Raw genomic sequence first — 23,536 nt, forward strand, 5'->3', positions numbered from 1 at the left:
CTAACAACCATCTCATGCCCGGGCAGCTTCCGAAGCGGTTTCTTCCGTTTCGGAAAGCTCTCCGGCGGCGCCCAAGGCCTCTTCCCTCGCCAGATTTTCCTTGATATGCCCCAACACATCGCTGTCCACATAATCCTTGGCAATGCGGATGGCGCTCGCAATCGACTTCGCATTCGACGAGCCGTGCGCGATGAAGCAGCAGCCCCGCACACCGAGAAGCGGCGCACCGCCGTACTCCGACACATCGATGGTGCGTCCGAGCTTTCGGAGCGCTGGCAGCAGCAGGAAGGCACCGATTTTCGCAAGAATCCCGCCGTTTTTGACCGCTTCCTTGGCGAGACGCACGAGCGTCTTCGCCAGTCCCTCCGCAAATTTTAACACAACATTGCCCACAAAGCCATCGCAGACAACAACGTCGAAATTTCCCTTGGGGATGTCACGTCCTTCCGCATTGCCGCAGAAGTTGAGCATTTTCATCGCCTTCAAAAGCGGATACGTCGCCTGCGCCTGCTCATTCCCCTTCGTCTCCTCCTCGCCGATATTGAGGAGGCCGACGCGCGGGTTCTTTATGCCAAAGACATGCTCCGCATAAAGCGCGCCCATGATGGCTCCCTGCACGAGATGCTTCGGCTTGCTGTCCACATTCGCCCCCGAATCAAGGAGAAGCGTCACGCCCCGGGGCGTCGGCATGGGCGTGGCAATCGTCGGACGATCAGCGCCCGGAATCCGTCCAAGGATAAACTGCGCCGCCGCCACAGCGGCTCCTGTGGAGCCGGCAGAGAGGACGGCATCACAGGTTCCCTCCTTGACGAGACGCGTGGCGACAACAACGGACGAATCCTTTTTTTTCCGCACAGAGACGACAGGATGTTCCCCCATCTCGATGACCTGGCTTGCATGAAGCACAGAAATGCCCAGTCTCTGCCAATCCCTGACTTTCGACAGAACCTGCATGATTTTCCCTTCATCACCGACGAGAACGATCTCGCAGCCGTACTCCTTCGCCGCCCGCACCGAGCCAAAAACAATCTGCTCCGGCGCGTAATCCCCGCCCATGGCATCTACTGCAATCTTCACAAACAAACCTCCCCGGCATACCGTGCCTTTTTATTTCTTCGCTGTCGCCGCAATAATTCCTTTAAGGAATCCATTAATAATAAAGAATGAGCAGGACATAATCTCTTATATCCTGCTCACCTCAAAAGTCTTACTCGTCCGCAGCAACGACTTCCCTGCCATCATAGTAGCCGCATTCGGGGCAAACACGATGGGGCATTTTCGGTTCATGACATTGCGGGCACGAAACGAAGCCAGGCGCCGTGAGCTTCCAGTTTGCACGACGGGAATCGCGGCGGGCTTTTGACATCTTACGCTTAGGTACTGCCATTCGGGGAACACCTCCTTAAGATAATCTCCTCATTTTATTTTTCTTTCAATAATTGCTGTAAAGCAGAAAGCCTCGGATCAGGAACGAAGCGATCGCAGCCGCATTCCCCCCGGTTGAGATCCGCGCCGCATTTGGAGCAAAGCCCGCGGCAGTCCGGACGGCAGATATTGTTGAGCGGCTGCGCGGAAAGAATCGTATCGCGCACAAGCGCCTCGATGTCGACGGCATCGTTTTCCAGCGCCAAAAGAACCGTCCCGTCAGATTCAGCGCCGTCCTCCAAGCGGACTTCCTCATCAAAGGCATAACTTTCCTCTTTGCGGAAATCTCCCAGACAACGATCGCAGACAAAGGTCTTTTCAGCCTTGACCACGCCATGGATACGACAGGCCTGTCCTGTATTCGTGACCTCACCGCAAACCGCGGCCGTTCCCACAAAAGAAAAGCCGTCGCCCCGAAGATCAAGCTCGCCTGCCTGCACCTCGAAGGTGAAAGGAAGGCTCGCGCCTACGGCGGCAAGCGCTGCGGCAATATGCACCATCATCATTCTGCATCAACCTCAATGAATTATAGCAGGGAGAAAAATATTTGTCAAGAAAAAGCATGGGATATGCTCTCATTCTGGCTGCCCATGCGATAGCCCCCCAAATCAAGCGTTACGTAGGCGAAACCGGCAGCACGCACAGCCGTCTCAAGTTCCTCGCGGTGCTGCCAAAACGCATCGAAGGAAGCCGGCTCGATCTCGATGCGGGCGATGTCGCCGTGATGGCGCACGCGGATCTGCCCGCGGACGCATCTGCGAATGGCCGCTTCCGCCGTTTCAACAGCCCGGAGCCGCTCTCCGGTGAGTTCGATGCCATAGGCCACGCGCGAGGCCAGGCAGGCCGCACTCGGTTTGTCCCAGACAGGCATGCCCCATTCCTTCGCCGCCCTGCGGATATCCGCTTTGCCCCAGCCGGCTTCCTTCAAAGGGGATACGACCGCAGGCGCAAGCTCTTCGATTGCCGTGAGGCCCGGGCGGTAATCAGCCGCATCGTCCACATTCGTTCCCTCTGCCACATGGCGGCAGCCGTGTTCCCGCGCCCATTCGACAATCATCTCAAAGCGGCGTTTTTTGCAGTAATAGCAACGCTTCGCGTCATTGCGCACGACATCAGGCGAGGAAAGATCCTCCGCAGGAAGCGTCGTGAGCGTAACGCCGCAAAGTTTTGCACAACGCTTCGCGTCGGCCAGCTCATCCCCGGAAAGAAGCTCCGAGACAGCCGTGACAGCGGCGACCTTTTCCTTGCCCAGGGTTTTGACCGCCGCCTTTAGGAGCACCGCGCTGTCCACGCCGCCCGAAAGGGCAACGACGAGGGATCCGTAGGCTTGCAGCAGGGAAAAAAGCCTCTCCTGCTTCGCTTTTTCCATCGCCCAAACCGCCTTTCCGGATAGGAAGAACCTTCCCCCGCACTCATTCGCCCAAGCGTTCGCGCAAATCATCCAGCGCCTCTTGGCGCACACGCTTCAAAGGAATGCCCTCGCGCGCGGCAATCTCACGGCAGTCCTCATACTCCGGCGAGAGGGAAACGATCTGCCCGCCATAGGCGCTGACCTTGCAGCGCACCTTGCCGTGCGCCGTATCGACGAGCGCCGTATGGCGCACAGCCTCGATGCGCTCGTCCACATGCAGGACGCGCATGCCGATGCTCGTTGTCTCACGGAAGAGCAAGGCCAGGCATTCCGCTTTTTTCGCCTCGTCAACGAGGACGGAAAGCATATGCGCCGGACGGTTTTTCTTCATATAAATAGGCGTCGTCCAAACGTCGAGCGCCCCGACGGCAAAGAGGCGTTCCTGCACATAGCCGAAAACCTGCGCATCCATATCGTCGATATTCGTCTCGATGAGGCAGATATCGCGCTGGCCACTGCCTGCATACTCGCCTACATGAAGGCGCACGACATTCGGCATCTCGAGATCCCATGTCCCTGCGCCATAGGCAATGCGTTCCGCAAAAAACTCCGTCGGTATATTGTCGGCAAACTCAGCGAGCGCGGCAAGAATCGCAGCGCCCGTCGGCGTCGTCAGCTCCTTTTCCTCTCCCCGGTGGTATGTGGGAATCAGCCGCAGAAGCTCCGCCGTCGCCGGCGCCGGCACCATCATGAGGCCGTGCTGCGTCTGAACCGTACCGCTGCCCGTATTCACGCGCGAGACAAAGATCTTCTCAATCTCGAGATAGTCGAGGCAGATCGCCGTGCCAATGATATCAACGATGGAATCGACTGCGCCGACTTCATGGAAATGCACCTCGTCCGGCTTCATGCCGTGCACCTTCCCTTCGGCGTCCGCCAGAGCCTCAAAGATCTTCAGGCTCGTCTTCCTGACTTCCGCGGAAAGGGATGAACGCTCCAGAATCCCCCGAATATCCTGTATCGTGCGCTGCACGCAGCCGTGTTCGTGAGCATGGCCATGCGCCGAAGCATCCTTTCCCTCGGACAGGAGCTCCACCTCGACATAGGTCGCGGCAATGCCGTTCTTCTTCACAACGCTTTGTCTGAGTGCAAATTCATCGGCCATCGGCAGGCGGCGCAGTTCCTCCTGCAAAGCCGCGAACGGCACGCCCGCCGCGAGAAAAGCGCCGAGCAGCATATTGCCGCTGAGGCCGGAAAAACAATCAAGATATATCGCTCTCATATCCATCTCTCCTTATCGCGAACGATTGATGCGGCTTGCCATCGCACCCGCGCCGAAGCCGTTGTCGATGTTCACGACAGCGACGCCTGCTGCACAGGAATTCAGCATGGCAAGGAGTGCAGCAAGTCCCTGAAACGATGCGCCATAGCCGATGCTCGTGGGCACGGCGATGACAGGACATGCGACAAGGCCGCCGACAACGCTCGCGAGCGCCCCTTCCATGCCGGCAACGACGACGACGACATTGGCGGCAAGCAGCTCATCCTTATGCGCCAGAAGCCGGTGCAGACCGGCGACGCCGACATCATAGCAAGTCTTGACGTCATTTCCCATGAGGCGCGCCGTCAAAGCCGCCTCCTCGGCAACGGGAATATCGCTCGTTCCCGCCGTGACCACGAGAATGCGATGCGCTTCATCCACGGGCGGCACGCTGCGCTCGATATAGACAAGGCGCGCCGTTTTATCGTAATGCGCTTCGGGCACAAGGGACAGAACCTCCGCCGCCTTTCTTTCGCTGACCCGTGTCGCCATGATGTTTCCGCTGTTCTCAGCAAGCAGCGCCTGCAAAATTTCTGCAATCTGCTCTGCCGTCTTGCCGGCGCCATAAACCACCTCGGCGAAACCCTGCCTTTTTTCCCGTTCCATATCGACGACGGCAAAGCCCAGTTCCTTTTGCTCCATACTGCCTTTCACCTCAAGCTGTCCGCGTGTTCCCATCCGCCGAAGCGCCGTCTGCAAAGTCTTTGGCAAAAGACGCCCCTTGACGGCAGAGGATTTTCACTGTTGAAAAAAAGCGCTGCCTTGCGCAGCGCCCTTCTTTCGTTTTCCGCCGCCCTGCAGCCTCAGCCGCGCGGGCCGTGATTCAGATCGTCCTTCGCCCGCTGCACGACCTCCAACGCATTGCTCAGGTTGCTGGACAAATGGTCAAAAACCTGGTTCGCATATTGATCCGCATCGTCGCGCAGCTGCTTCGCGTTTGCCATAGTTTTCTCCATGATTTCCCGCTCCTGCTCCTGCGTCTGCTGCATGATGGCCTTGGCTCTTTCCTCAGCCTGCATGACGATCTCGTTCTTGTCCACGAGCTCCGCCGCATACTTCTTTGCCTTTTCTATGAGGGAGGCTGCCTCGGCATTCGCCCTGTCGAGAATATCCTGACGCTCCTGCATGACCTTTTCCGCCTTCTGCAGTTCGAGCGGCAGTTCACGGCGCAGCTCGTCAACGAGATGGATCAAATCCGTCTCGTCAATCAGACTCTTATTCATTAACGGCATGCGCCGCGACTCAACCACAAGATTTTCTATAGAATCCAAAATATTTTTTACAGCCATTTTCCTGCCCGCCTTCTCTTCAAAATTTATAAATCAAGAATATAAAAATTACGCAAAATGCCTGCTTATTGCTAATTCTACACATTCAGGCACAAGTCCTGTCACCCGCCCATGAAAATTTGCAATTTCCCGCACCCCCGAAGAGCTCACAAAGGAATAGCGCGGGTCGGTAAGCAAAAACACCGTTTCGATATCCGGCGCAATATATTTGAGCATCTGCTCCTGCTTCTGCTCATACTCATAGTCCGTAACCGAGCGCAGACCGCGCACGATGACGGTCGCACCGACGCTGCGCATATAATCCGGCAAAAGCCCCTCGAAAGAGCCGACGCGAAGATTCGGGATATGGCGCGTCGCTTCCTCAAGCAGAACCAGCCGCTCTTCCACTGTAAAAAAAGGTTTTTTCCGGATATTATGAAAGACGCCGACGATCAGCTCGTCAAAAATCTGGCTCGCCCGTTCAAAAATATCAATATGTCCATTCGTCACGGGATCGAAGCTCCCTGAGCATACCGCTCTCACCATCATGCCTCGCCTCCTTGCAGCCGCAGTCTTTCAAAGAAGCTCAGCTGCGTCGTCTTGCCATAGCGCTCACTGCGCACACGCTGCAAAGCGGAAAGCAGCGGCAGGACATCCTCGTCCGCACCGTGCTCGACAACCATCAAGCCCGCGGGAGCCAGCAGCCCTGCCCTATCCACAGAGACAAGAGCCTTCTCCCATAGCCCCAGGCGATAGGGCGGATCGCAAAAAATCAAATCAAAGGAACGGCCCTGCCCCCCCAGGCGTCCCAAGACGCGGAGAGCATCTTCCCGCAGGATTTCAGCACGTTCCGAAAGATGCGTACGCTCCGCATTTTCCCTGAGCAGAGGCGCCGTCACATGATCGACAAAAACCGCCGCCGCCGCTCCGCGGCTCAAAGCTTCCAGGCCAAGCGCACCCGTCCCGGCAAAAAGATCGAGCACCTGCGCCCCCAAAGGTCGCCGCCCCAGGATATTGAAAAGCGACTCTTTGATTCGGTCCGCCGTCGGCCGCGTCGCCTGCCCTTTGGGCGTCTTCAGGCGGCAGCCGCGTGCCGAGCCCGTGATAACGCGCATAGTTCCCCCCCAAGTCCAAAAACAGGCCTTACATATTTTATCATACTTTTTCAATTTCGTGAACCGCACTATGGTATAATATCGGGAGAATACCTGCGGATTGGGGGGAAATCCTTGAAAAAACCTTTGCTTTGCCTGCTTCTTCTCATATTCTCCGCCCTCGCTGCCTGGAATTTCCTCGTGCATCCCTTTTATGGCGGCACACCGTTTGCCGCCCTGCCGGAAAAGAGCGGCCGTCTCCTCCTCGTGCCGCTCGACGGGCGCCCGCCCTGCCGGCAGTTTGTCCTTGACGCTGCAGACATCAAAGGGATCGAGGTCTCCGCCATGCCCTATGAATTCCAGGACTACTATACGGCGCCCGGCGATACAAAAGCCCTTCAGGCTTGGCTCAAGGAAAACATCGGCACAGCCGACACAGTCATCCTTTCCATCGACCAGCTTCTCTACGGCGGCTTGCTCGCAGCACGGGAAGCGCGCCAGAGCCCTGCCGAAATCGAGGAATTCATCGCCTTTCTGCGCGAGCTGCACGAGCAAAATCCCCGGGCGCGCCTCTGCGCCTTTTCCATCCTGCCGCGCATGACGCCGCCCGCAAGCATCGACGGCTACTATGACAACAAATACCTGCTCGAATATTCGCGCCTCGCCGACCGCTACGCGCTCGAAGGCCGTCCGGAGGATGCCGAAAAGATGCAGGAGCTCGCGCAAAAAATCAAGCCTGCCAGCCTCGCGCAGTACCTCGCGCTCTTTGAGCAGAACGAGCATCTTTCCCGCGCCCTCATCACCCTCGTCGAAGAGGGCGTCCTGACGCGTCTCCTGCTCGGACAGGACGACGGCGAAACATACAGCATCCCCAATATCGAAAAGCGCCGCCTGCAGGAGCTGCTTACCCAAAAACAGCTTCCGCAGGAAAAAGCCGCCATCGTCCACGGCGCCGACGAGCTGGCGCTGACGCTTCTCGCTGCCCTGCCTGCGGAAACGGCCTCACCTCGTCCACGGATCTATGTCGACTGGAACGACGCAGCCGCTCCCGATATGGTGCTGCCCTTCATGGCCATCTCCCTGCAGGAAACCGCTTGGGAAAAAATCGCGCTCTTCGGCGGGGAGCCTGCCGACACTCCGGAAAACGCCGACTTTGTGCTTTTCATTGCCGCCGGCTCGGAAAAAACCGTCGGCTCGCGCAGCGAAAGCGCGGAACGTCTGGCACATTATCTCACGGCGGGCGTCCCCGTCGCCCTTGTCGATCTCAGCAAGCACTTCGCGGCCGAGGAAACGCTTCTGCCGCTGCTCATCGAACGCGAGGTCCCCGTCGAGCAGCTCATCGCCTACGCCGGCTGGAACACGGCCAGCAACTCCATCGGCACCGCACTTTCCGAGGCCATGCTCTTCTCCGCCGCCAAGAGAGAGGTAAAAACGAAAGAGGAAACACTCCGCCTCTATGCCGCCAACCTCAAATTTCTCAACAACCGATTCCTCGAGGACTACTTTTATCTCAAGGACGCCATCACTCTTGTGAACACAGGCCTCAAGAAGTACGGCACGAAAAACGTCTACGACCTCGACCTAGAACGCGATTACCTCGCCGCCACCGCCATGCTGCAAAAGGCCATGGGCGACCGGCTCAAAACCTTCAAAAGCACGAAAGCCTGCCGCCGCCCTTTTCCCATAGACACCCCCGAAGGGCCTTGCCGGATCTTCGTCTATGACATCCGGGCCGATATGAGCTTTCCTTGGCCGCGCACCTTCGAGATCCATTTGGAAACGACGCCCTTCCTCAGCGTCCGCTGAACGCATAGCAAAAAAGCCTCCGCATTCCGGATTTGGACTGCAGAGGCTTTCATATTTTGTTCAATCGCGTCCGAACTTGTCCTTCAGGATGACGTCATGCGAGCCGCCCTCAACGATGCTCGTCGAGGAGACGAGCGTGATCTTCGCCTTATCGCGCAGCTCGGGCAGAGTAAGCGCGCCGCAGTTGCACATCGTCGAGCGAATCTTGCTGAGCGAGATGTGGATATTGTCGCGCAGGGAACCCGCATACGGCACGTAGGAATCAACGCCTTCCTCGAAGGAGAGCTTGCGGTCGCCGCCGAGATCGTAGCGCTGCCAGTTGCGCGCACGGTTCGAGCCTTCGCCCCAATACTCCTTATAATAGGTGCCGTTGACCTTCACCTTGTCCGTCGGGCTTTCATCGAAGCGCGAGAAGTAGCGGCCAAGCATCATGAAGTCCGCTCCCATCGCCAGAGCCAGCGTCATGTGGTAATCATGCACGATGCCGCCGTCCGAGCAAACGGGGATGTAGACGCCCTTTTCCCTGAAATACTCATCGCGCGCACGGCAGACATCGATGACGGCCGTCGCCTGGCCTCGGCCGATGCCCTTCGTCTCACGCGTGATGCAGATAGAGCCGCCGCCGATGCCGACCTTGACGAAGTCCGCGCCCGCATCCGCCAGGAAACGGAACCCCTCAGCATCGACGACATTGCCTGCGCCGACCTTCACATCCTCGCCAAACTCCTTGTGGATGTACTCCAGCGTCTTTTTCTGCCATTCCGAATAGCCTTCCGACGAATCAATGCACAAGACGTCGGCGCCCGCCTCAAGAAGAGCCGGCACGCGTTCGACATAGTCGCGCGTATTGATGCCCGCGCCGACAATATAGCGCTTGCGCTCGTCAATCAGCTCAAGCTCGTTCTCCTTGTTGTCCGTATAGTCCTTGCGGAAGACCATGTAGCGCAGCCGCTGGTTCTCGTCGATCAAGGGCAGCATATTGAGCTTGTGCTCCCAGATCAGATCGTTCGCCTGCGGCAAAGTCAGATTCGCATCCGCATAAATGAGACGCTCGAACGGCGTCATGAAATCCTTGACCGGCGTATCCATCCCCATGCGCGTCACGCGGTAATCACGGCTCGTCACGATGCCGAGCAGCTTGCCCGTCGGCGTGCCGTCCTCGGTCACCGCCATGGTCGAGTGCCCCGTCATGTCCTTGAGCTCGAGCACCTCGCCCAGCGTCGTCGTCGGCTTGATATTCGAATCACTGCTCACAAAACCCGACTTATAGTTCTTCACACGCGAAATCATCGCAGCTTCCTGCTCCGGCGGCTGCGAGCCATAGATGAAGGAAACGCCTCCCTCACGCGCCAGAGCAATGGCCATCGTATCATTCGACACAGCCTGCATGATGGCCGAAGTCATCGGGATATTCATCTTGATTGTCGGCTCCTCGCCGCGCCGAAACTTCACAAGCGGCGTTTCCAAGGAAACATTCGCCGGAACGCACTGGTCCGAGGAGTACCCCGGCACAAGCAGATATTCACCAAAGGTATGCGACGGTTCCGTGAAATAGAATGCCAATTTAACCCCTCATTTCCTAAAAATCATTCAACCGTAACAGACTTCGCGAGGTTGCGCGGCTTATCCACATCGCAGCCGCGCGTAATGGCGGCGAAGTAGGCAAGCAGCTGAAGCGGCACGACTGTCAGAAGAGGAATCAGAAGCTCATCCGCCTCCGGCACCTTGATCACATGATCGACATACTTCTCAAGCGATTCGTCGCCTTCGGCTGCAATGCCGATGACAACAGCATCGCGCGCCTTGACCTCCTTGATGTTCGAGAGTGTCTTTTCGTAGACGCTTTTTTGCGTCGCCAGCGCGATGACGGGAACGCCTTCGACGATGAGCGCCAGGGTGCCGTGCTTGAGCTCGCCCGCCGCATAGGCCTCGGCATGGATATAAGAAATCTCCTTGAGCTTCAGGGAGCCTTCGAGTGCAACATCGTAGTCAAGCCCGCGCCCGATGAAAAAGACGTCCTCGTTGAAGCCGTACTGCTTGGCAAAGGTCTTGATCGGCTCTACATCGCTCAGAGTCTCGCTGATCTGCGCCGGAATCTTCTGGAGCCCTTCCAGAAGAGCCTCGCAGCGCTCTTCCTTCAGCATCCCCTTGATATTCGCCATATACAGCGCCAGCATGAACATGAGGATGAGCTGCGTCGTATACGCCTTCGTCGAGGCGACGGCGATCTCCGGGCCGGCCCAGGTATAAAGCACCTGTGCGGCTTCACGCGCGATGGAGGAGCCGACGACGTTCGTCACGGCAAGGCTCTTCGCGCCGAGACGTTTCGCCTCCTTCAATGCCGCGAGCGTGTCGCTCGTCTCGCCCGACTGGCTGACGACGATCATCAAGGTATTCTCATCAATAATCGGCGAACGGTAGCGGAACTCGGACGCAACATCGACCTCGACGGGAATGCGCGCAAGCTTTTCAATGTAATACTTGCCGACAAGCCCCGCGTGATACGCCGTGCCGCAGGCGACGATGTAAACCTTGTTGAACGACGCGAGGAACTCCTTGTCCCAACGCAGTTCATCCATAACGAGGGATTTGCCGTCCTTGGAAATGCGCGGCGACATCGTATCGCGCACGGCTTTCGGCTGCTCGTGGATCTCCTTGAGCATGAAATGCTCGTAGCCGCCTTTTTCCGCTGCCTCAGCATTCCAGTTGACCTCGAAGACCTTTTTCGTCACCGTCTCGCCCCGACGGTTCGTGATGTGTACACCATCGGCCTTCACGACAGCCATCTCGCCGTCGTTTACAATATACGTGCGCCGCGTGCGCGCAATGATTGCCGGGATATCCGAGGCAATGAAATTCTCCCCCTCGCCGAGACCGATGACGAGCGGGTTGTCCTGCTTCGTGCAGATGAGGCGGTCGGGATGCGCGCGCGACATGAATACGAGCGCGTAAGAGCCCTCGATGCGCGAAAGCACCTCGCGTACCGAAGCTTCAAAGTCGCCGTTGTAGACCTCTTCCAACAGATGTGCGACGACCTCCGTATCCGTCTCTGATTTGAAGGAATGCCCCTTTTCGATCAGGTCTTCCTTCAGCGACAGATAGTTCTCTATGATGCCGTTGTGCACCACAGCAAAATCGCCCGAGCAGTCCGTATGCGGATGGGCGTTGCTGTCCGACGGGCGTCCATGCGTCGCCCAGCGCGTATGGCCGATGCCGATCTGCCCCTTCGGCTCATCGCCCTCGATGATCCTCTTGAGCTCGGCGAGACGGCCCACGCATTTTTCCACACGAATCTTGTCTTCATTCAAAACGGCAATGCCCGACGAATCATAGCCGCGATACTCAAGCTTCGTCAACCCTTCGACGAGAAACGGCGTCGCCTGGCGCTTGCCGACATAACCCACGATTCCACACATAGGCAAAAACCTCCTTGGAAGTACAGCGGGAAGCCCTTCCCGCCCCATATTCGATTCCTGCCTGGCCTTATGCACTGGCTTGTCCCCACTGTCACCAACGGGCTTTCCAGCTTTTTACGACCGACCCGGCCGAGAGGCATCCGCTGAATGTTCGACAACCTCTTCCTCGTCCCCTTGCAGCTCTTCCCGCAAGATCTAGCGCTAAGGCATCCGCCTTTTCTCTTTTCCCTATGCTCCTTCCCATCACGGCGGCCGGCAGGCAGTGGCCGCTTGGACTGGCGCACACAGGCTGTATTCCGGCCCCATGCGCCCTGTGATACATATTTTCGCCATTTTAATTTATCTGCCCCGATTTGTCAATAGGGCTTCTACGCCCCTTTCCCACCTGCAAAAGCCGCTAAAGATAGACAAAACTGGCTTTTCCTATTATAATGGCAAATAGGCGCGCAAAAATGCGTCTTTTATTAGCAAGAAATAATGCAAAGGAGCTGATCCCTTGAAAAATCCCATGTTGGCAAAAGTAGGCAGCGCTTCCGAAAGCGTCTTTTCCGGTGAAGCCGCAACTTACAGCGGCATTGCCGCGAAGAGTATCGGTCTTGTCCTCATCGTGGCGGCTTCCGCCGTCATCACTTGGATGACGGGCTATGCAACACCGACAACCACGACGGTCACGGCCGTCATGGCTCTTGTCACGGTTCTGGTCGTCTCCTTCAAACCCAGCTTGGCAGGCCTTCTCGCGCCGCTTTACGCTATTCTTGAGGGCATGTGTCTTGCCTGCATCTCTGTGACGGTCGAAATCTTGTACCCCGGCATCCTCATCAATGCCGTCATGCTCACCTTCGGCATCGCTATTGCCGCGGGTATCATCTACTCACGCGGTCTTGTGACGGTCGACGCTAAGTTCATGCGCCTCACGATGATTGCCCTCACCGGCGTCGTCATCACCTATGTGGCGGAAATCGTGCTCGGCTTCTTCGGGATCCATTTCCCCATGCTGCACGACGGCGGCATCGTGGCCATTGCTGTCGAACTCGTCATCATCGGCGTTGCTACGCTCTGCCTCTTCATGGACTACGAGCTCATCAGCCGAAGCGTGCGCGAGGGCATGCCCAAAGACTTCGAATGGTACTGCGCCTTCTCCCTCCTCATAACGCTCATCTGGCTTTATGTCGAAATCCTCGACCTCCTGCGCATGTTGTCCGGCCGCGACTAACACGCAAAGGACTCCGCTGCACGCAGCATAAACGATATAAACGGCAAGCCGAATCACCCGATAAAGAAAGAGGCTGTGCACGCGTCGAATCCGACGGGAGCACAGCCTCTTTCTTTATCATCGTCTGCCGGCGGCAGGTCTCAATAAGCGCAATACTCCACGCTTTCCAAAAACAAGCCCCTGGCCGGGGCTGTCGCCGAAGCCCGTTTTCTCTCGCGGCTTTCCAAAATCGCCTGAAAATCGCGCACACTTAGGCGGCCTTTTCCCACATCAGCCAAGGTGCCGACAATATTCCGCGCCATATGGTAAAGAAAGCCGTTCGCATGAAAGCGGAACTCGATCCTGTCCCCTTCACGCTTTCTTCCCTCGGCCAAGAACATCGTGCGCACGGGCAGCATGGGCGCACCGCCTGCAGCACGGAAGGCGGAAAAATCATGTTCGCCGCAGAGAATCTGCGCCGCCTCATTCATCGCCGCAAGGTCGAGCGTCTGGCGAATGTACCAGGCATATCGCTCCGCGAAGGGGTTCGGCGTCTCTCCTTGCTGGATGCGATAGAGATACGTTTTGCTTTTCGCACTGTGGCGCGCCGAAAAATCGCGCCCGGCTTCCCGCGCCTCCTTTACGACGATATCGGGCGGCAGGATGCTGTTGACAGCCCGCGCAATGCGCTCCAACGGAATGCGCCCATCCGTGAAAAAGTTCACGACCTGCCCCATAGCGTGGACACCCGCATCGGTGCGCCCTGCCGCCGCCAGCTCGATCGCATCGCCAAAGACGAGGGCGAGCTTTTCCTCCAGGACATTCTGCACGGCGCGAATCGGCGGGCTCTGGCGCTGGAAGCCATGGTAGGCCGTGCCGTCGTATGCCACCGTCAGGCAGATATTGCGGCTGCGCGCCTTCATCATCGCTTTATGCTCCCGTTTCATGCAATACCTCCAAATTTCAGCACAGCAAGCACCGCAATAAAGACTGCGCTGAAGGCATAGGCGATGTAGTCTATAGAACTTATGCGAAAGGCCTTCATCTGCGTGCGCCCCATGCCGCCTCGGTAACAGCGCGCCTCCATCGCGAGCGCCAGCTCATCGGCTCGGCGAAAGGCAGAGATGAAGAGCGGAACCAGAATGGGAACGAAGCCCTTTATGCGCACGAGGAGGCTTCCCTCGGAGAAGTCCGCACCGCGCGCCTGCTGCGCTTTCATGATCTTGTCCGCTTCCTCGATCAAGGTCGGTACAAAACGCAGTGCAATCGTCATCATCATGGCGATCTCATGCGACGGTACACCGATGCGCTTCAACGGTTTCAGCAGCGTCTCGAGCGCGTCGGTCAAGGCAAGCGGCGATGTCGTATACGTCAAAAGCGCGGAAAGGAGCAGCAGGAGCACGAGCCGCAGGGCGATGAAGAAGCCTTTGGCCGCCCCCTGCCAGGTGAGATCAAAAATCCAGACATGAAAAAAAACATCGCCCGGCGTGCTGCAAAGGTGGATGAGAAAGGTGAAGCCGATCATCCACCAAAGCGGCTTCACCGCCTTGAGCATCAAGACGGGCGGCACACGGCTCACGCCGATCAGCGCCGCTGTAAAAGCCGTCAGCGCCGCATAGGCAGCGGGCGAGTCGAAAAGAAAAATCGCGGCGAGAAAGCAGAAAAGCAGGATGATCTTGGTACGGGCATCGAGTCTATGCAGCAGGGAACTGCCCGGAAAGAACTGCCCCAGTGTGATGTCCTTCAGCATGATCCCTGCCTCCCCAATGCACCAAGGATGCGCTCCGCCGCCTCTTCCAGCGAGAAGGCGTCGGCATCCAGCGCCAGTCCGGCTGCGTAGAGCTCCTGCAGCAGCTCTACGAGATGAGGCGGGCGCAGCCCTGCCTCAGCAAGCTTTTCCGTCGCCAGAAAAACTTCTTCCGGCCTGCCCTCAAGCGTCGCCCTGCCCGCGTGCATGACGATGAGCCTGTCCGCAAAGCGCGCGATATCATCCATATTATGCGAAACAAGCACGATGGCTGTTCCTTCCTTCTCGTGCAGCTCACGCACGCGGCTCAGAAGCTCCTCGCTGCCGCAAGGGTCAAGCCCGGCCGTCGGTTCGTCGAGCACGAGATAGCGCGGTTTCAGCGCCAAAACCCCCGCGATTGCGACGCGGCGCATCTGACCGCCGGAAAGCTCGAACGGCGAACGTGCGGCAAAGGTTTCGTAATCGAGGCCGACAAAAGCGAGCGCCGTGCGCACGCGTTCCTCCGTCTCCTCCGCCGAAAGTCCGAGACGCGAGGGGCCGAAAGCCACATCCTTGGCAACGGTCTCCTCAAAAAGCTGATGCTCAGGATATTGGAAAACCATGCCGACACTCCTGCGCGCCTCTTTCGCTTCCGGGCTCTTCTCCAAGAGATCCGTCCCATCGACGAGCACGCGCCCCTTGTCCGGGCGCAAAAGGCCGTTGAACTGCTGCACGAGCGTCGACTTGCCGGATCCCGTATGTCCGGCCAAAGCCGTGAAGCTGCCATCGGGAATCGTGAGCGTGACATCCTGCAAAGCCATGCGCTCAAACGGCGTATCCCGCATATAGGTATAGCTTATATTTTCCAAGATTATGGACAAAGCGCTCTCACCAAATCCTTATCCGTCAAAATATCCTCGGGCAAGGAAAGTCCCTTGCCGCGCAAAAAGGCTGCAAGCTCCACGGCCAGCGGCACGGCAAGGCCGCGCGCCTTCATGCCCGCCACATCCTGAAAGATCTCACGCGGCGTCCCTTCCGCCGCCGCGCGTCCGCTCTCCATGACGACGATGCGGTCGGCAGCGGCAGCTTCTTCCATAAAATGCGTGATATAGATGACGGTGATGCCGCGCTCCTTGTTCAGGCGCTGCACCGTTTCCAGCACCTCCTGCCTTCCCAATGGGTCGAGCATCGCCGTCGGCTCATCCAGCACGAGACAGTGCGTCTGCATCGCCAGCGCTCCCGCAATGGCGACACGCTGCTTCTGCCCGCCCGAGAGCAGGTGCGGCGCCGCCTTGCGGTAATGTTCCATGCCTACAGCACACAAGGCTTCGTCGACACGACGGCGGATCTCTGCCGGCTCTACCCCGAGGTTTTCCGGACCAAACGCGACATCATCTTCGACGACTGCTGCAATAAGCTGGTTGTCCGGATTCTGAAAAACCATGCTGACATGCCGGCGAAGCGGCCAGAGCGCCTCCGCTTCCTTCGTATCAATGCCGGCGACAATGCAGCGCCCCTCCGTCGGCAGAAGCAGCGCATTGAAGTGGCGTGCCAGCGTCGATTTGCCGGAACCGTTCGTACCGAGCACGGCGAGAAATTCCCCCTCCGCCACGGACAGCGAGACATCCGAAAGAGCCGTATAGGCCCCTTCTTCCCCCGCATGGAAAACATGCGAAAGATGCTCTGCGCGAATGAACTCTCCCATGCTTCTCCCCTTCCTGCAGCCTCCTGACAAAACACTATCATTATACTCGATTTTAATTGTCAACACAAACAAAAAGTCGAGATAACGGTTCAAACCTGCCCCCTATACGCAAAAACCCGCTGCCGAAGCAGCGGGCTTGCTTTTTTCTCAGGGCGCGGAAATCGCGGAAACGGGACAGCCTTCCGCACAAGCACCGCACTCAATGCACTTCTCAGGATCGATTACGTACTGCGTATCGCTTTCCGAAATCGCCTCGACAGGACAGGTACCAGCGCAGGAACCACACGAAATGCACTCTTCACTAATCTTGTAAGCCATTTGGAAACACCTCCTTTCGCAGCCGTGCTGCGAGCACGATTTTTATGATATCGCCCTCAGTCCTTTGGCGAACGACATAGGGCGAGCTCTCCTCCACCGAAAAAAAATCTCGTGTCGGCCGGGTCCAGACCGTTTCATAGGCAAGACCAAGCGCCTCGAGCCGCCGCTTCGCCTCATCCCATGAAAGACCCAAAACATCCGCTTCCATCAGACTTCCATGATTTCCTTTTCCTTGACGGCACGGGCGTCATCGACAGACTTGATATACTTGTCCACGAGCTTCTGCATATCATCCTGTCCCTTTTTCGCCTCGTCCTCCGTGATTTCCTTGGATTTTTCGAGCTTCTTCATCTGCTCGTTCGCATCACGGCGGATATTGCGGATGGCGACCTTGGCCTCTTCCGTCTTCTTGTTCAGAGACTTCACAAGCTCCGTACGCCGTTCCTGCGTGAGCTGCGGTATCGAAAGCCGCACGGCAGAACCGTCGGAGTTCGGTGTAAGCCCGAGATCCGACTTCATGATGGCCTTTTCAATCTCATGCAGGATCGTCTTCTCCCATGGCGTGATCATGAGCATACGCGGCTCGGGTACCGAAATAGTCGCTACCTGGCTCACCGGCGTGGGCTGGCCGTAATAATCGACCAGAACGCGGTCCAAAAGAGCAGGCGTGGCGCGGCCGGCACGCAGCGAGCCGAATTCGCGGCGCAATGCCTCGAGCGTCTTTTTCATGCGCTCTTCCTGCGTATTGAATATCTCCTTGATCATGCTTCATCTCCCCCTACAATCGTACCGATATCCTCACCTACTGCCGCTTTGAGGATATTCGTATGGTCATCGATATTGAATACAACGATGGGTATCTTATTGTCCATGCAGAGGCTCGTCGCTGTCGAATCCATGACGGCGAGACCACGGTTCAGGACATCCATGTACTTGAGGCGGCTGAATTTCTTTGCCGCCGGATTCTTGCGCGGGTCAGAATCGTAAACGCCGTCGACGCCCTTCTTTGCCATGAGGATGACATCCGCCTCGATCTCGGCCGCCCGCAGAGCCGCCGTCGTGTCGGTCGAAAAATACGGATTGCCCGTGCCCGCCGCAAGGATCACGACGCGCCCCTTCTCCAGGTGGCGCACAGCCTTGCGGCGAATATACGGCTCCGCAATCTGGCGCATCTCAATGGCGCTCTGTACGCGCGTATCGACGTCGATATTTTCGAGGGAGCTCTGAAGCGCAAGCGAGTTCATGACCGTCGCCAGCATCCCCATGTAGTCCGCCTGGGCACGATCCATGCCTTTGGAGCTTCCTGCCAGGCCGCGCCAGATATTGCCGCCGCCTACGACGACCGCTACATCGATGCCATGTTCTCGCACCTTCCTGACCTCGGCCGCAATAGCGTCCACGGTCGGCAGATCAATGCCGAATCCCTGGCTGCCGGCAAGGGATTCACCGCTGAGCTTGAGGACGACACGCTTGTAACTCGCTGTATCCAATATGAACTTCCTCCTTTTGCCATTTTTACAAAAATCGTTTTTTCTGCCCTTGTTCTTGTTCCCTGTTCTATTCGACAAAGGCAAAAATAATCCTTGTTCTTCCGTCAGAAAATGACGATTTATTTCCCCGTCTTCCCGAACGCCGCAGCGAGGAAACGATCATAACCCGACTGAAAAAAGGCAGGAAAAAGCTGCCGCACAAATGTCATTCCAGACTGGCAGATACCCTCTTGCCATGCGGCAGCTTCAAAGCATTTCAGCTATATCCTGATCTTATTTAATCTGGGCAGCGACCTCAGCCGCAAAGTCTTCCGTCTTCTTCTCCAGACCCTCGCCGAGCTCGAAACGCACGAAACGCTCCGCCTTGACATCGCCGAGAACATCCTTGATGCTCTTGTCCGGATCCTTGACGAAGGCCTGCTCCAAAAGGCAGACTTCCTGATAATACTTGTTGATGCGGCCCTCGACCATGCGCTCCACGATATTGGCCGGCTTGCCCTCTTCGAGAGCCTGCGCACGCAGGACTTCCTTCTCGTGCTCGAGGTCTTCCGCCTTCACCCCGGAACGATCAACAGCTGTCGGCGCCGACGCTGCGATATGCATGGCGATATCCTTACCGAGTTCCGCCGTGCCGCCGGAAAGGTCGACGAGAACGCCGATCTTGCCGCCCATATGGATGTAGCTCGCGATGCGGCCGGAGGCATTTTCGTAGCGCTCGAAGCGGCGCAGCGAAATCTTCTCGCCGATGCTCGCAACAGCTTCCGTGACGATTTCCGAAACCTTCTTGCCGTCCAGGACGCTTTCATTCAGCGCGTCCATATCGGCAGGGTTCGTCACGGCGATATGCTTGACGATCTTATCGCAGAGCTCATGGAACTTATCCGTGACAGCGACGAAGTCCGTCTCGCAGTTGATCTCGACGAGTGCGGCAACCTTCGCATCGTCTGCCACATAGGCTGCGACGACGCCCTCGGTGGCGATGCGGCCGGCCTTCTTTTCAGCCTTGGCAATGCCCTTCTCACGCAGGTAGTCGACGGCCTTGTCCATATCGCCATCCGTTTCCGAAAGCGCCTTTTTGCAGTCCATCATGCCTGCGCCCGTGCGCTCGCGCAGCTCCTTGACCATCTTTGCGTCAATCTTTGCCATCTTCAGCCTCCTCGCCTGCACCGTCCTGACCCTGGCGGCCTTCGACAATAGCGGCTGCCATCGAGCTCGTCAAGAGACGGACAGCGCGAATGGCGTCATCATTGCCGGGGATAACGTAATCGATCTCATCCGGATCGCAGTTCGTATCAACAATCGCCACAATCGGAATGTTGAGCTTCCTCGCCTCAGCGACAGCGATGCGCTCTTTCCTCGGATCAACGACGAAAATCGCGCCCGGCAGGCGGTTCATCTCCTTGATGCCGCCCAGGAACTTCTCGAGCTTCATCATTTCATGACGCAGCTGCAGAACTTCCTTTTTTGTCAAAACATCAAACGTGCCGTCCTCTTCCATGCGCTCGAGATCCTTCAGACGACGAATCCTCTTCTGGATGGTCTGATAGTTCGTCAACATGCCGCCGAGCCAACGCTCATTGACATAGAACATCCCAGCCTTCGTCGCCTCTTCCTTCACGGCCTCCTGCGCCTGCTTCTTCGTACCGACGAAGAGAACGCTCTTGCCTTCTTCCGCCAGGGAACGAAGGAAGTTGTACGCCTCGTCCACCTTGCGCACAGTCTTCTGCAAGTCGATGATGTAAATACCGTTTCTTTCCGTGAAGATGTACTTCGCCATCTTCGGGTTCCAGCGGCGGGTCTGATGCCCGAAATGGACACCGGCCTCCAACAGCTGCTTCATAGAAACTACTGCCATAATTGGTGCACCTCCTGTTTTTTCCTCCGCGCTCCCTCATCCTTTGCGCCACTCCCTCGACGGGGAGAACAGGGCAAATATCGGTGCGCGTGCGTTATAGACACCGCAAAAAATTTTAGCATACAGCTGCAAAAAAAGCAAGTGCGAATTTTTCCAATCAACCCTTTTCCAAACAGCGTTCCATAGCCTCGCGCACGACGTCTTCCGGCACATCGCTTCGCACGACAACTTTGCCGATATCCTCCATGAGCACCCAGTTGACCTTGCCGCCGACGGTTTTCTTGTCATGGAAAATCGCTGCGTAAAGAGCATCGACCGTGCATCCTTCAGCAGCCAGCGGCAAACCGAGCCGCTCCGTCAGCTCCCGCACGCGGGACACGGTCGTTTCGTCAATCATGCCAAGCGACCGGCTGATATAGGCGGCGCCCAAAGAGCCGATCGCCACGGCCTCGCCGTGATTGTAGCGCGAATAGCCCGTTTCTTTCTCGATGGCATGGGCGATCGTGTGCCCGAAATTCAAGATGCGGCGCAGTCCGCTTTCTTTTTCATCCTGGGAAACGACATCCGCCTTGATCTCGCAGGAGCGGGCGACCATATGCAGCGCCGCCTCCGGCGAAAGGCGCAGCACATCGTCGGCGTTCTCCCCCAGCCAGGTAAAAAGCGCCGCGTCGGCGATGATGCCGTATTTGATGATTTCTCCCAGTCCCGTACGGATTTCCCGCGCCGGCAAAGTGGCAAAAGCGGCAAAGTCGGCAAAAACGGCTTCAGGCTGGTAAAAAGCGCCGATCAGGTTCTTGCCGAGACGATGGTTTACAGCGACCTTGCCGCCCACGCTTGAATCGACTTGCGCCAGAAGACTCGTCGGCAGCTGCACGAACGGCACACCGCGCATATAGCTCGCCGCGACAAAGCCGGCGAGATCGCCGACGACGCCGCCGCCGAGCGCAAATATGGGAGAGCGGCGGTCAAGCCCCGTCTCGATGGCCCGCGTGAAGATCTCCTCCGCCACGGCAAGGGATTTGGCAGGCTCTCCCGCCGGAACGAGATGGAGCTCCGGAGACAGCCCCGCCTCACGCAGCTTCTCCAGCAGCGCGGCGCCATAAAGCTTTCCCACATTCGTATCGGAAATGACAAGCGCCTTTGCAGAAAAGCCTCGCGCTCCCACAAAGGCGGCGAGATCGGGCAAAAGCCCGTGGCCCAGGAAAATGTCGTAACTCGACGCGCCAAGCTCCACGTGCACCTTACGCACGAAAAACACCCTCCCTCTTCAAATAGGCAATGATATCATCCGCCACCTGCAGCGGGGAAAGGTCGCTCGTGTCCACCGTATAATCCGCCACCTCATAAAGGGCGCGGCGCTCTTCCATCAACGCCTCGACGGCACGCCGCCTGTCGCCTTTGTCCTCGCGGTCGAGCACCGGACGGCTTCCCGCATGCGCCGTGCGTTCAAGCACCGCGTCGACCGAGGCGGCGAGACAAACGATGCAGCCGTTCCGCTTGAGCTCCGCCACGTTCGCCGCATCCTTGATCGTGCCGCCGCCCGTCGAAATCACGCTGCCGCGCCGCGCCGCCATACGCTTTACCATATCCTTTTCCCGTGCGCGAAAATACGGCTCTCCTTCACTTTTGAATATCTCGGGAATCGTCCGCCCCTCCTCTTCCTCGATTTTGCTGTCGAGGTCGACAAAGGCGCGGCCAAGGCGGTTCGCAAGGAGACGTCCCGTGCTCGTCTTGCCTGTGCCCATGAAGCCGATCAACACGATATTCTTCATCTCACGCCTCCCCAATGCGCTTTTTGTACTGCGCGATGTCCGCCGCTAAATCGCGCATGTTGTCGCTGTCAAACTTTTCTATGACCGCCTCGGCCACGACAAAGGCCGTCATGGCCTCGCCGACAACGGAGGCCGCCGACACGGCGCAGACATCGCTGCGTTCCTTCGAGGCCAGTACCGGCGTCTTGTTCGCAATATCGACAGAGTGAAGCGGCTTCATCAAGGTAGGGATCGGTTTCATGACCGCCCTGACGACAACATCCTCCCCGTTCGTCATGCCGCCCTCCAGACCGCCCGCACGATTCGTCCTGCGGTATGTGTGCAGGAACTCGTCGTAGAACATCTCGTCGTGCGCCTCGCTGCCCGGCAGGGACGCATAGCCGAAGCCCGCGCCGATCTCCACGCCCTTGATGGCCTGAATGGACATCAAGGCGCCGGCCAGACGCGCGTCAAGACGCCTGTCCCATTGGATATGGCTGCCAAGGCCCAGAGGTACGCCATGCACGCGCACCTCGAAGATGCCGCCGAGCGTATCGCCTGCCTCCTTCGCCGCACGAATCCGTCCCTTCATCTTCTCTTCGGCCACCGCATCAAAGCAGTTGAGCTCGGACGTCTCCTTATGGGCAGCGCCCGCCTCCCGCTGCGCCTCATCAACGGCCACGCCGCCGATGTCGAGCACGGCCGACCCCAGCGTGATGCCGAGAGACTTCAGCATCTGCTTTGCCAGTGCGCCGACAGCGACGCGCAGCGCCGTTTCCCGTGCACTTGCGCGTTCGAGTATATCCCGTATATCCTTGCGGTCATACTTTTTTATGCCCGTCAGATCCGCGTGTCCGGGGCGTGCCGCCGTAACTTTTTCCCCCTGCGGTTCCCCGAAGGCCGCCATGCGCTCCTGCCAATTCTGCCAATCGCGGTTCTCGACCACAAGCGTGACAGGAGAGCCCAGTGTTTCGCCAAAGCGCACGCCGGAAAGAATCTTCATCTCATCGGTTTCAATCTTCATTCGCCCACCGCGCCCATAGCCTTGCTGGCGACGCGCCAAGTCACGGTTCATCTCTGCAAGGTCAAGCGTGAGACCGGCGGGGATTCCTTCGACAATCGCAGTCAGGCACGGCCCATGCGACTCACCTGCGGTCAAAAAACGCAATCTGCCCAAAATCCTTCCTTCTTTCATCAACGCCAAAAAACATTCATAAATTCCCAGTCAGTGCTTCCCTAAGTCTACAATAGAAAGCGGCTCCTCGGCAAGTCCCCAAAAACCTTGCCGGGAAGCCGCTATGCCTTGCCGGAAAAAATCGAGAGGCAAAGCTTTATGTGCAGCTTGCCCTCATCGCTCCTGATTTCTGTACTTTCTACGCGAATAAAGCGCTCGCTCGCCTCAAGCGCCTGCAAAAATGCGAGAAGCCGGAAATAGTCGCCCTCCATCTCCACATCGATCGGCAGGCGCAAGGCTTCGCCTTCTGCCGCAGCCTTGCCCGGTGCGACAGCGGAAAGGACGATTCTCTCATGCTGCGCCTCACGTTCCAAAAGCGCAATAAAGCCGCCTTGATCCATCTCCTCCGGCAAGCGCCGCTTTGCCGTCGTCAGCCTGCTTTTCATTTCCTTTGTACGATCAGAAACGCCCATATTCGCATTCATGAAGTTCTGGATTCGGATAAGTTCCTCCTTATCCTGCGCCACTTGCGCCTCGATGCGCGCAATTTCTTCCTCCTGCGGCAAATATCCCCAGCGGAAAAACGCTGCGCCAAGAAGCACGGTCAAAAGAGCCAAGGCCATTGTCTTTACCAGGTGCATCCC

At 57.6% G+C, this 23,536-nt stretch carries 27 protein-coding genes; 2 read left to right on the forward strand and 25 right to left on the reverse strand.

The annotated features are described in order from the left end of the window. Positions 1–12: 12 nt before the first annotated feature. From plsX to rsmD, 9 genes are all read right to left on the reverse strand, one after another. Positions 13–1,077, reverse strand: a complete 1,065-nt coding sequence (gene plsX, locus ACRTGH_RS00495) for a phosphate acyltransferase PlsX (protein ID WP_368847731.1) — start codon at positions 1,075–1,077, stop codon at positions 13–15. A 130-nt stretch (positions 1,078–1,207) separates the two neighbouring features. After that, positions 1,208–1,387: a 50S ribosomal protein L32 gene (rpmF, locus tag ACRTGH_RS00500; RefSeq protein ID WP_009644988.1), complete on the reverse strand. Its 180-nt coding sequence runs from the start codon at positions 1,385–1,387 to the stop codon at positions 1,208–1,210. Positions 1,388–1,421: 34 nt separating this feature from the next. After that, positions 1,422–1,931: a YceD family protein gene (locus ACRTGH_RS00505; RefSeq protein ID WP_368847732.1), complete on the reverse strand. Its 510-nt coding sequence runs from the start codon at positions 1,929–1,931 to the stop codon at positions 1,422–1,424. A 44-nt stretch (positions 1,932–1,975) separates the two neighbouring features. Next, positions 1,976–2,794 carry an ATP-dependent sacrificial sulfur transferase LarE gene (larE, locus tag ACRTGH_RS00510; protein WP_368847733.1) on the reverse strand — a complete coding sequence of 273 codons (819 nt, stop codon included), beginning with the start codon at positions 2,792–2,794 and terminating at the stop codon, positions 1,976–1,978. A 43-nt stretch (positions 2,795–2,837) separates the two neighbouring features. Beyond that, the gene (gene larC, locus ACRTGH_RS00515; protein ID WP_368847734.1) at positions 2,838–4,058 is read right to left on the reverse strand and encodes a nickel pincer cofactor biosynthesis protein LarC; all 1,221 of its coding nucleotides are present in this window, start codon (positions 4,056–4,058) and stop codon (positions 2,838–2,840) included. 12 nt (positions 4,059–4,070) lie between these two features. Continuing rightward, positions 4,071–4,775: a nickel pincer cofactor biosynthesis protein LarB gene (gene larB / locus ACRTGH_RS00520; RefSeq protein ID WP_368847814.1), complete on the reverse strand. Its 705-nt coding sequence runs from the start codon at positions 4,773–4,775 to the stop codon at positions 4,071–4,073. A 125-nt stretch (positions 4,776–4,900) separates the two neighbouring features. Continuing rightward, complete coding sequence (locus ACRTGH_RS00525) at positions 4,901–5,386, reverse strand: ATP synthase subunit B family protein (RefSeq protein WP_368847735.1); 486 nt, start codon at positions 5,384–5,386, stop codon at positions 4,901–4,903. Positions 5,387–5,434: 48 nt separating this feature from the next. Further along, entirely contained in the window at positions 5,435–5,911 is a 477-nt protein-coding gene (coaD, locus tag ACRTGH_RS00530) for a pantetheine-phosphate adenylyltransferase (protein WP_368847736.1), read from the reverse strand. Further along, entirely contained in the window at positions 5,911–6,480 is a 570-nt protein-coding gene (gene rsmD / locus ACRTGH_RS00535) for a 16S rRNA (guanine(966)-N(2))-methyltransferase RsmD (RefSeq protein WP_368847737.1), read from the reverse strand. The genes coaD and rsmD overlap by 1 nt, the downstream gene beginning before the upstream one ends. A 114-nt stretch (positions 6,481–6,594) precedes the next feature. Here rsmD and ACRTGH_RS00540 point away from each other — a divergent pair, with 114 nt between their 5' ends. Next, positions 6,595–8,265 carry a DUF4127 family protein gene (locus ACRTGH_RS00540; protein ID WP_368847738.1) on the forward strand — a complete coding sequence of 557 codons (1,671 nt, stop codon included), beginning with the start codon at positions 6,595–6,597 and terminating at the stop codon, positions 8,263–8,265. Positions 8,266–8,325: 60 nt separating this feature from the next. Here ACRTGH_RS00540 and ACRTGH_RS00545 read toward each other — a convergent pair whose 3' ends face one another. Both ACRTGH_RS00545 and glmS read right to left on the reverse strand, forming a co-directional pair. Continuing rightward, complete coding sequence (locus ACRTGH_RS00545; protein WP_368847739.1) at positions 8,326–9,828, reverse strand: IMP dehydrogenase; 1,503 nt, start codon at positions 9,826–9,828, stop codon at positions 8,326–8,328. A 23-nt stretch (positions 9,829–9,851) separates the two neighbouring features. After that, a complete protein-coding gene (gene glmS / locus ACRTGH_RS00550; RefSeq protein WP_368847740.1) occupies positions 9,852–11,681 on the reverse strand; it encodes a glutamine--fructose-6-phosphate transaminase (isomerizing) in 1,830 nt (609 codons plus the stop codon). A gap of 496 nt (positions 11,682–12,177) precedes the next feature. Between glmS and ACRTGH_RS00555 the strand changes: the two genes are divergently transcribed. Continuing rightward, positions 12,178–12,894 carry a Bax inhibitor-1/YccA family protein gene (locus ACRTGH_RS00555; protein ID WP_368847741.1) on the forward strand — a complete coding sequence of 239 codons (717 nt, stop codon included), beginning with the start codon at positions 12,178–12,180 and terminating at the stop codon, positions 12,892–12,894. A 140-nt stretch (positions 12,895–13,034) separates the two neighbouring features. Here ACRTGH_RS00555 and truA read toward each other — a convergent pair whose 3' ends face one another. From truA to ACRTGH_RS00625, 14 genes are all read right to left on the reverse strand, one after another. After that, positions 13,035–13,820, reverse strand: coding sequence for a tRNA pseudouridine(38-40) synthase TruA (gene truA / locus ACRTGH_RS00560; protein WP_368847742.1), 786 nt, complete (start codon positions 13,818–13,820; stop codon positions 13,035–13,037). Beyond that, positions 13,817–14,623 carry an energy-coupling factor transporter transmembrane component T family protein gene (locus ACRTGH_RS00565; RefSeq protein WP_368847743.1) on the reverse strand — a complete coding sequence of 269 codons (807 nt, stop codon included), beginning with the start codon at positions 14,621–14,623 and terminating at the stop codon, positions 13,817–13,819. The genes truA and ACRTGH_RS00565 overlap by 4 nt, the downstream gene beginning before the upstream one ends. Next, complete coding sequence (locus ACRTGH_RS00570) at positions 14,617–15,480, reverse strand: energy-coupling factor transporter ATPase (RefSeq protein ID WP_368847744.1); 864 nt, start codon at positions 15,478–15,480, stop codon at positions 14,617–14,619. Before ACRTGH_RS00570 ends, ACRTGH_RS00565 begins: the two co-directional genes overlap by 7 nt. After that, positions 15,471–16,304 carry an energy-coupling factor transporter ATPase gene (locus ACRTGH_RS00575; RefSeq protein ID WP_368847745.1) on the reverse strand — a complete coding sequence of 278 codons (834 nt, stop codon included), beginning with the start codon at positions 16,302–16,304 and terminating at the stop codon, positions 15,471–15,473. Before ACRTGH_RS00575 ends, ACRTGH_RS00570 begins: the two co-directional genes overlap by 10 nt. Positions 16,305–16,451: 147 nt before the next feature. Further along, entirely contained in the window at positions 16,452–16,622 is a 171-nt protein-coding gene (locus ACRTGH_RS00580; protein ID WP_368847746.1) for a 4Fe-4S ferredoxin, read from the reverse strand. Beyond that, positions 16,606–16,830, reverse strand: a complete 225-nt coding sequence (locus ACRTGH_RS00585) for a PASTA domain-containing protein (protein ID WP_368847747.1) — start codon at positions 16,828–16,830, stop codon at positions 16,606–16,608. The genes ACRTGH_RS00580 and ACRTGH_RS00585 overlap by 17 nt, the downstream gene beginning before the upstream one ends. Next, positions 16,830–17,387 (reverse strand): ribosome recycling factor, encoded by a 558-nt coding sequence (gene frr / locus ACRTGH_RS00590; protein WP_368847748.1) that lies wholly within the window; start codon positions 17,385–17,387, stop codon positions 16,830–16,832. Before frr ends, ACRTGH_RS00585 begins: the two co-directional genes overlap by 1 nt. Further along, positions 17,384–18,112, reverse strand: coding sequence for a UMP kinase (gene pyrH, locus ACRTGH_RS00595; RefSeq protein WP_368847749.1), 729 nt, complete (start codon positions 18,110–18,112; stop codon positions 17,384–17,386). Before pyrH ends, frr begins: the two co-directional genes overlap by 4 nt. Before the next feature lie 273 nt (positions 18,113–18,385). Next, the gene (gene tsf / locus ACRTGH_RS00600; RefSeq protein ID WP_368847750.1) at positions 18,386–19,258 is read right to left on the reverse strand and encodes a translation elongation factor Ts; all 873 of its coding nucleotides are present in this window, start codon (positions 19,256–19,258) and stop codon (positions 18,386–18,388) included. Beyond that, complete coding sequence (rpsB, locus tag ACRTGH_RS00605; RefSeq protein ID WP_368847751.1) at positions 19,245–19,967, reverse strand: 30S ribosomal protein S2; 723 nt, start codon at positions 19,965–19,967, stop codon at positions 19,245–19,247. The genes tsf and rpsB overlap by 14 nt, the downstream gene beginning before the upstream one ends. A 157-nt stretch (positions 19,968–20,124) precedes the next feature. Beyond that, positions 20,125–21,216, reverse strand: coding sequence for a 3-dehydroquinate synthase (aroB, locus tag ACRTGH_RS00610; protein WP_368847752.1), 1,092 nt, complete (start codon positions 21,214–21,216; stop codon positions 20,125–20,127). After that, entirely contained in the window at positions 21,209–21,739 is a 531-nt protein-coding gene (locus ACRTGH_RS00615) for a shikimate kinase (protein ID WP_368847753.1), read from the reverse strand. The genes aroB and ACRTGH_RS00615 overlap by 8 nt, the downstream gene beginning before the upstream one ends. A gap of 1 nt (position 21,740) precedes the next feature. Then, the gene (gene aroC, locus ACRTGH_RS00620; protein ID WP_368847754.1) at positions 21,741–22,895 is read right to left on the reverse strand and encodes a chorismate synthase; all 1,155 of its coding nucleotides are present in this window, start codon (positions 22,893–22,895) and stop codon (positions 21,741–21,743) included. Positions 22,896–23,014: 119 nt separating this feature from the next. Next, on the reverse strand, positions 23,015–23,533 hold the full coding sequence (locus tag ACRTGH_RS00625) for a type IV pilus inner membrane component PilO (protein ID WP_368847755.1): 519 nt from the start codon (positions 23,531–23,533) through the stop codon (positions 23,015–23,017). Positions 23,534–23,536 lie beyond the last annotated feature (3 nt).

This window comes from Selenomonas oralis, from assembly GCF_051603425.1.
GTDB classification, from domain to species: domain Bacteria; phylum Bacillota; class Negativicutes; order Selenomonadales; family Selenomonadaceae; genus Selenomonas; species Selenomonas sputigena_A.

Excerpts from the sequence above, each read along its gene's own strand:
- larE (WP_368847733.1), bottom strand. The coding sequence starts at position 2,794 with ATGGAAAAAGCGAAGCAGGAGAGGCTTTTTTCCCTGCTGCAAGCCTAC.
- rpmF (WP_009644988.1), bottom strand. The coding sequence starts at position 1,387 with ATGGCAGTACCTAAGCGTAAGATGTCAAAAGCCCGCCGCGATTCCCGT.
- tsf (WP_368847750.1), bottom strand. The coding sequence starts at position 19,258 with ATGGCAAAGATTGACGCAAAGATGGTCAAGGAGCTGCGCGAGCGCACG.
- ACRTGH_RS00565 (WP_368847743.1), bottom strand. The coding sequence starts at position 14,623 with ATGCTGAAGGACATCACACTGGGGCAGTTCTTTCCGGGCAGTTCCCTG.
- ACRTGH_RS00585 (WP_368847747.1), bottom strand. The coding sequence starts at position 16,830 with ATGGAAGCGGATGTTTTGGGTCTTTCATGGGATGAGGCGAAGCGGCGG.
- rpsB (WP_368847751.1), bottom strand. The coding sequence starts at position 19,967 with ATGGCAGTAGTTTCTATGAAGCAGCTGTTGGAGGCCGGTGTCCATTTC.
- truA (WP_368847742.1), bottom strand. The coding sequence starts at position 13,820 with ATGAAACGGGAGCATAAAGCGATGATGAAGGCGCGCAGCCGCAATATC.
- frr (WP_368847748.1), bottom strand. The coding sequence starts at position 17,387 with ATGATCAAGGAGATATTCAATACGCAGGAAGAGCGCATGAAAAAGACG.
- larC (WP_368847734.1), bottom strand. The coding sequence starts at position 4,058 with ATGAGAGCGATATATCTTGATTGTTTTTCCGGCCTCAGCGGCAATATG.
- ACRTGH_RS00575 (WP_368847745.1), bottom strand. The coding sequence starts at position 16,304 with ATGGGAGAGTTCATTCGCGCAGAGCATCTTTCGCATGTTTTCCATGCG.
- larB (WP_368847814.1), bottom strand. The coding sequence starts at position 4,775 with ATGGGAACACGCGGACAGCTTGAGGTGAAAGGCAGTATGGAGCAAAAG.
- coaD (WP_368847736.1), bottom strand. The coding sequence starts at position 5,911 with ATGGTGAGAGCGGTATGCTCAGGGAGCTTCGATCCCGTGACGAATGGA.
- ACRTGH_RS00615 (WP_368847753.1), bottom strand. The coding sequence starts at position 21,739 with ATGAAGAATATCGTGTTGATCGGCTTCATGGGCACAGGCAAGACGAGC.
- glmS (WP_368847740.1), bottom strand. The coding sequence starts at position 11,681 with ATGTGTGGAATCGTGGGTTATGTCGGCAAGCGCCAGGCGACGCCGTTT.
- rsmD (WP_368847737.1), bottom strand. The coding sequence starts at position 6,480 with ATGCGCGTTATCACGGGCTCGGCACGCGGCTGCCGCCTGAAGACGCCC.
- ACRTGH_RS00525 (WP_368847735.1), bottom strand. The coding sequence starts at position 5,386 with ATGGCTGTAAAAAATATTTTGGATTCTATAGAAAATCTTGTGGTTGAG.
- ACRTGH_RS00505 (WP_368847732.1), bottom strand. The coding sequence starts at position 1,931 with ATGATGATGGTGCATATTGCCGCAGCGCTTGCCGCCGTAGGCGCGAGC.
- ACRTGH_RS00625 (WP_368847755.1), bottom strand. The coding sequence starts at position 23,533 with ATGCACCTGGTAAAGACAATGGCCTTGGCTCTTTTGACCGTGCTTCTT.
- ACRTGH_RS00580 (WP_368847746.1), bottom strand. The coding sequence starts at position 16,622 with ATGGCTTACAAGATTAGTGAAGAGTGCATTTCGTGTGGTTCCTGCGCT.